This window comes from Nonomuraea maheshkhaliensis (assembly GCF_039529435.1).
In the GTDB taxonomy this organism is placed as follows: Bacteria; Actinomycetota; Actinomycetes; order Streptosporangiales; family Streptosporangiaceae; genus Nonomuraea; species Nonomuraea maheshkhaliensis.
On record NZ_BAAAMU010000188.1, the window covers coordinates 1 to 6,607 of the forward strand.

General features: G+C 67.2%; 3 protein-coding genes and 1 pseudogene. All 4 read left to right on the top strand.

Annotation, left to right across the window (positions count from 1 at the left end; all coding sequences use genetic code 11):
- Positions 1 to 116: 116 nt before the first annotated feature.
- Positions 117 to 353, top strand: a pseudogene (locus ABFX54_RS52960) (integrase core domain-containing protein); the annotation flags it as partial.
- A 1,295-nt stretch (positions 354 to 1,648) separates the two neighbouring features.
- Positions 1,649 to 2,575 (top strand): GTP cyclohydrolase, FolE2/MptA family, encoded by a 927-nt coding sequence (locus ABFX54_RS52965; RefSeq protein WP_346114906.1) that lies wholly within the window; start codon positions 1,649 to 1,651, stop codon positions 2,573 to 2,575.
- Positions 2,576 to 4,159: 1,584 nt separating this feature from the next.
- Positions 4,160 to 4,522, top strand: a complete 363-nt coding sequence (locus tag ABFX54_RS52970) for a hypothetical protein (RefSeq protein WP_346114908.1) — start codon at positions 4,160 to 4,162, stop codon at positions 4,520 to 4,522.
- Positions 4,519 to 6,504, top strand: a complete 1,986-nt coding sequence (locus tag ABFX54_RS52975) for a RiPP maturation radical SAM C-methyltransferase (protein WP_346114909.1) — start codon at positions 4,519 to 4,521, stop codon at positions 6,502 to 6,504. Before ABFX54_RS52970 ends, ABFX54_RS52975 begins: the two co-directional genes overlap by 4 nt.
- Positions 6,505 to 6,607: the final 103 nt, after the last annotated feature.

The following is a 6,607-nucleotide window of genomic DNA, read 5'->3' on the forward strand; positions in this document are numbered from 1 at the left end:
TGGGCCTGGTCTCGTCCGTCTCGCGGAGCAGCCGTTCGAGCACCTCGATGTCCAGTTCGGCGGTCACCCGGTCTCTGCTGTAGTCCTGGCGAGCGTCATCAAGTCTCGGACGCGAATCCATGGGAGCCGTCGGGTCCAGCGCCGACAACGCCGCGGCGGAATCGTTCAACGCGACCTTGAAACGCGAGACGCTGCAGGGCGCCAAGCGCTGGTCCTCGCCACGTGAGGCCCGCCTGGCCGTCTTCCAATGGATCACCCGCTACAACACCCGAAGGAGACATTCCGCCCTCGGCTACCTCAGCCCGATCGACTACGAGCAGCAGACCGTCGATAGGGTGCTGCTCGCCGCATAACGACCGGTGTCCACACTTCGGGGCGAGCCCCCGACCTCGCCCTGAGGACCCACCGCCGCACAGGCCACCGCCTGGGCGAAGCCCGCACCTTGCGCACTCTCGGCAACGCCGTCCAAGAGCTCTACGGCGCTGTGGCCGCCGTCCCGCACTGGGAGCGAGCGACGGAACTGTTCAACGAGATCGGCAGCGCCGAAGCGACCACGAAACGTTGAACACGTCTGTATTTGAGCGGCCGTGGAACGTCAAGAGAACGGCTGAGAGGCGAGCCGGTTCATAGAGGCGAGCTATCTGTCCCGGAAGAATCCCTGGGGGTAGGTGCCTCCGGGTTGCCTCGGCGATCACAGCGTCCGGAAGGCGATCTCATCCACGGCGTCGCCCCTGTCTCGTCACCGTTCGATGCACGGTGGCTAGCTGACGAGCCACGCATGCCGGGTGCGTTGCGGGGCCTCATTCTGCAGTGCTGTCATGCCCTGTCACGGGGTCTCAAGAAGACAGCTCCGCGAAAGGCCCCGGTAAGCCAGTTTTGCTTAACTAGGCGCTGCAAGACCCTTGTTCTTTCCGGCGGAGCAGCGCATCCATGCCTTGAAAATAGGGCTCGTCAAAGCTGATGCCGCCGGCAGGCGAATTGAAGATCCAGCCTTACGCGAGCCGCAATGCGAAGGCCCGTAGTGATTGCCTCAAACGCGGGAAGGGCAGGCTGCCGACCGGTGCCGGGCAGTTCAGTGGCCCTGTCATTTTTATATGCAAGGCCGCTCGGCCGTTATGAGAGGAAGTCGTATGTCAAATGCAATGGCGTCGCCGCAGTTTCTTGCATGCCGCAACCGGCGCGGAAGGGGTTTTGCCGTGCGTCGGCTAACGCGAAATATCACGTCCAGCATACTCCTGGCGGGGGTCATTCTATTCCCTACGGCCTCCGCTTACGCGGATACAACGCCGCTGTCTCGGCAGCAGGCTTCCTCTGGCTACAGCTACATGGGCCCCTGGCTCTCCCAGTGGGCCTGCGAAGACAGGAGGGCCTTCTACTCTCGCATATACAACACCGCACCCTGCTTTCACTGGAGCGCCCCTTCGCCCGGCTGGTACTTCTATTTCTGGTAGAAGTGATCGGGGCGAATCACGCCGCGCAGGACGCTTCTCTCCTGATCGCGCGATGTCGGCATGATGCGAGCCGACAATAAGGGTAAGCACAGTCTCGCACCCCGCTCAAGCCCGCCGGCGGAAACGCAACGATGCAACAAGACACCCTTGGCGATGCTCCCGTGACGGCGCAGCGCGCAAGAGAGGATGCTCTGCCCATGTCAATCATGACGCAGCCTTACGCTGACGACTTCTATGACGTCCCTTCTCAAAAGCCCGCCGTCGGCATCGCGCTGAACCGGGTAGGCGTCCATGGGCAGCGCATCGCGGTCAACGCAGCCGATGAGGTGTTCGGGGGCGTCCTGGAGCTATTGTGTGACGCGAGAGCCGAAGTCTCGCTGGCCTCCGGCCAGCGCGGCATTCACATGTCGCGTATCGAGAGCGCTTTCATGAATGCGCCCACCGGTCTGTCACTCGCCGCGATCGCCGCTGCCATGGCCCAGCAGATCCGCGACGAGCAGATCCAGGACTCCGCTCGCGTCACGTTGACTGCCATCGTGCCCATCCGCACCTACACCCGCGTCACCGGGCTGCCCTCACCCGACACCGTGGAGGTCTCAGCGCTGGCCGTCGCGGGACCCGTACCCGTGGTCGGGCAGACACTGACGGCGACCAACATCACCGCCTGCCCGTGCATGCAGGGCTACGCCCTGAGCGATCTGGTCGGCGAACTCGGCATCTCCGCCACAACCGGCCGCCAGTTGCTCAACCGCATCCCCATCGCCACGCACAGCCAAAAGGGCCGGGTACGGGTAGGCATCACCGCTTCGCGCCCTGACCAGCTACCCGGTTACGGATTCCTCTACAGGGTCCTCTCCGCCGGCACGACGCTGACCCAGGAACTCCTCAAACGACCTGACGAGTACGATCTGGTCAAGCGCTCCCATCTCCGGCCGCAGTTTGTCGAAGATGTGGTGCGTAGCGTGGCCGCAGGGCTGCTGCACGGATTGATCACCCGCGAGTCGGACCTCGATGGCGTCGACCTTGACATTTCCGCCGAAAGCCACGAGTCGATCCACGGCCACGACATCAGCGCCGAGCTCCGTATCGCGGCACGTACGCTTCTTGATCAGTTGCCTGGGTGAGATCGTCACTTCAAGGGTTCGGCCAAGATTCCGTGGCAACCATCCGTGGTGCTTCCGAGCGAGGGCAGCCGTTGGAGGCGTCTCGGGAGAGCTGCCGGATGGCTTGGGCGAGGTTGGTCGCGCCGGTCAAGCGGCGAGCGCACATGGCGAGGTTACGCAGGGCGGCCATGTTGCGGGGTGCGTTGCCGGTGCGGGCTCGGGAGTGGTCTTCGTCGCGGGCGAGAACTGGCCGCCGGGCTGGCCTTGGGCGTTTGGCCTCGATTCTTCGGCTGGTCCGGTCGCGTGAGCGGCTCCGCGGCTCGCCCCCAGTGTCCCTGAGGCGGTTGGGGCAGACCGTCGCATGACGCTGTGGGGCGCCGGGTCCACGGGCCCGGATGAGGCTCCTTCCTGGGTCGTCGTGGTCGGGTCGGGCTCTCAGGTGAGAGCGGGCAGGTTAGTGAGGCGCTGCCGGGCCGGGACGAAAGCTTGGATCCGGGACCAGGTGCGCTCGATGCGCAGGTGGCGGTGGCAGGCGTGGACGCCGGCCGGGCGGGCAGGTGGTGGAGCCGGCGCGGGTCGCGTCAGGCATGCGGACCGGGCCATCGAGGTCGTCCTCGTCCTCTTCCTCGTCGGGGTCCGCGGGCGCGGCGAAGAAGTCCCCATGGACTGCAGCTCGGGCTATCGGGCCAGGCCGGCATGGTGTTCCTTCCGCCCGGGGAAGCGCGCGCGTCGGCGGTCGGCGGCTGGCCGGTGTTCAAGCAGGGTCCCTTCGCTCGGCGGGAACAGATCTTCGAGATCATCCCAGAGGGTCGGCGGCACCGGCCAGAAGGGATCTTGCAGTTTTCGGGGCGGCGATGCCACTGCCGCCTGCATTGTGGAGCTGCAGCTATGCGTTGAGTGATGGTGGTGGCCTGGGGATCGCCGCGAAGGAGGCGAGGGTGACGTCGTTCCAACCAACGGCACGGCCAGCTTCGCGAGATCTCGGGGCGTTCCTCCCTCTCCAGCCATGGCGAGCGACCGTAGCTGATGTCAGTACATGTCCTCTGAGCAGCAGAGCTTCTTCGTCAGTTCAGTCGAGAGGTACGAAACCGCGGCCAGAACCACCGGAATCCTGGCACTGAACGTGGAAGACCTCGACCTGGAACGCCGCCGCGCCCCCGTCCGCTCCAAGGGCGGCGCCACCGAGCGGGCAGCGGCGCCGCCCACCTTCTGCTCCGCCTGCCCGACGGCAGCACGCACGCCCGGCCCGCTGTTCCTGTCCGAACGCCGCCCGGCCCCGGCCCCCGCTCGCCGCCCGGCGGCCGCCGACATCTGCCCGCACGCCGGCCGCGCCCGTCGTCTGGGCTACGACCGCGCCCGCGTCCTGCTGGAGAAGTACGTCGGCCTCGACATGCACCAGCTGCGTCACAGCGCCGCCGCCCACCTCGGCAGGGCATCCTGCCGCCCAGGTGACGAGGACGACCGGCCGGCCCTGATCCTCGGCAAGGCCCTCCTCCTTGCCCCGACAGCGCAGCGCCAGCAATGCGAAGGCGGTGCGACACCCGGGCCGCCTACCGTTTCTGCCTGGCAATGTCGCGCACGCCCCCACCATGGAAGGTGCGATCTATGGCTGAGACGCCGAACCCCCCGAACCTCGACCCCCTTGAGATCCGTGTCCCGCATACTCTGGCCCCTTGGCAGAAGGCGGTGCTGTCGGCCGGCGTCGCCACGGCGGCGACCATGGTGCTCGGCGTCGCCCCGGCCCTGTCGATTCGGCAGCAGTTCGACTCCGCCTTCACCCCGGGCCAAGTCGTTGCGCTGGAGGGCGCGCCACGGTCGATCCGCCAATCCCACGGACCTGGATCGATCGACCCGGCGCCGTCGCCCGGGTACATCACCGAAGGTGCCACGCCTGGCCTGAGCATTGAACAGGGTTCGTCCAGGCTGGTCGCTGAAGGCCGGGGCCGGCCCGGCATGGTCGAGGGGTGAGCCTGCCCATCGTCGACGTCCGTCCCGAACGGCTCGGCCAGGCGACACGCGAGCAGCGTGCCGCCTGGCCGGCGGTCCTCGTGTCGATGCCGTTCATGGGGGTCGACCGTCCCTCGATCCAGCTGGGGCTGCTCAAGGCGATCGGAGAGGCGCACGGCTTCCCCGTACGTACCGTGCACGCGAATCTCGACTTCGCGGCGCAGATCGGCCTCCTGCGCTACCGTGCCCTGGCCGAGCAACGCAGGCGGCTGGTCGGGGACTGGCTGTTCTCGGTCGAGGCCTTCGGTGCCGCCGCGCCCGATCGCGACGGTCGCCTGCTAGAGGAGTTCGCCCACGACCTCGCCTATCTGGCCGTCTCTCCAGACGGCCGCGCGCCGTCGGCCGGGCGTGCGGACGGCCTCGCGTCTTCGGCCGGCTCCGCGGACGGCGTCGCGTCTGCGGACGGGCTGCGCGAGCGGCTGCTGCGGATTCGCGATCAGGAGGTGCCCGCGTTCCTCGACGCGCTCATCGCCGATTTTCCCTGGCATGAGGCGCGGGTGGTGGGGTTCAGCTGTACGTTCCAACAGAGCGCGGCGTCGTTCGCCCTGGCCCGCCGGTTGAAGGAACGTCATCCGCACATCGTGATGGTGTTCGGGGGCGCCAACTTCGACGGCGAGATGGGCCTGGAACTTGTCCGCACGGTCGAGTGCGTGGACCTCGCCGTCATCGGTGAGGGGGACACGGCCTTCCCCGGCCTGCTGTCCGCTCTGGCAGCCGGGACCGATCCCGCCGCCGTTCCCGGTGTCGTCCGCCGGGCTGGCGACCAGGTCGTCGCGACGCCGGCAGCGCCGCCGCTGACTCGCCTCGACGACCTGCCCGCGCCGGACTACGGCGAATACTTCGACCGCGCCGAAGGGCTCGGCTTACTGTCGCGTACCGGACGCCGCGAGGTGTGGATCCCGTTCGAGTCCGCACGGGGCTGCTGGTGGGGCGCCAAACACCACTGCACCTTCTGCGGGCTCAACGGCGCGACGATGAGCTTTCGCGCCAAGTCGGCGGAACGGGTGCTGGACGAGCTGGCTCAACAGGCTCGCACGTACCGGACCTCCCGCTTCGAGGCCGTCGACAACATCCTCGACATGGGCTACCTGAAGGACCTGTTCCCGGCGATCGTCGACAGCGGTGCCGACTACGAGATCTTCTACGAGATCAAGGCCAACCTCAGCAGGCAGCAGCTCAAACTCTTGGCCCAGGGCGGCGTCAGGCACCTACAGCCCGGTCTGGAATCACTGAGCTCCCACGTGCTGCGGCTCATGGACAAGGGCATCCGCGCCGCCCAGAACGTCAACGTACTGCGCTGGTCGCACTATTACGGCATCCAGGCGCACTGGAACCTCCTCTACGGATTCCCGGAGGAGATCCCGCAGGATTACGCCGACCAGGCCGCCGTCGTCCCGCACCTGACCCACCTCTGTCCTCCGGCCGGCGTCACGCGGATCTGGCTGGAACGCTTCAGCCCCCTGCACACCCAGCCCGAACGCTTCCCATTGCGCTACCGCACCCCCGAACGCAGCTACGGCTACATTTATCCCGCCCACGTGGATCTGGACCGCATCGCCTACTTCTTCGAGTACGAGCTGAAGGCCCCCTTGCCCGACAGCGCCTACGAGGAGCTACGGCGGGCGGCCGCCCGGTGGAGCGAGCTCTGGAGGTCCGGCCGCCCGCCGGTGCTGAGATACTGGTCCGCCCCCGGCTTCCTGCAGATCTACGACAGCAGGGACAAGGGCCGCGAGGGGACCTACACCTTCAGCGGCACGCTCGCCAACATCTACTCGGCGTGCAGCGACCGCCCGACGACCGCGTCCGCGGTACGCGACAAGCTCAGGCTGAAGCTGCCGGTGGCGGACGTCGAGGACATCTTTCGCGAGTTCCAGCAGCGTGGGCTCATGTTCCTCGACGGCTCCCTCGCCCTGTCCCTGGCGCTCCCCGCCGTCCATGGGTGAGAGATCATCGGCTGGCTGAGATCCACAAGGCGCGTCCGCCTGGATCGCGTCCGCCTGGATCGCGTCCGCCTGGATCGCGTCCGCCTGGATCGCGTCCGCCTGC

Coding starts and splice junctions, on each gene's coding strand:
- ABFX54_RS52970 (WP_346114908.1), top strand. CDS start 4,160: ATGGCTGAGACGCCGAACCCCCCGAACCTCGACCCCCTTGAGATCCGT.
- ABFX54_RS52965 (WP_346114906.1), top strand. CDS start 1,649: ATGTCAATCATGACGCAGCCTTACGCTGACGACTTCTATGACGTCCCT.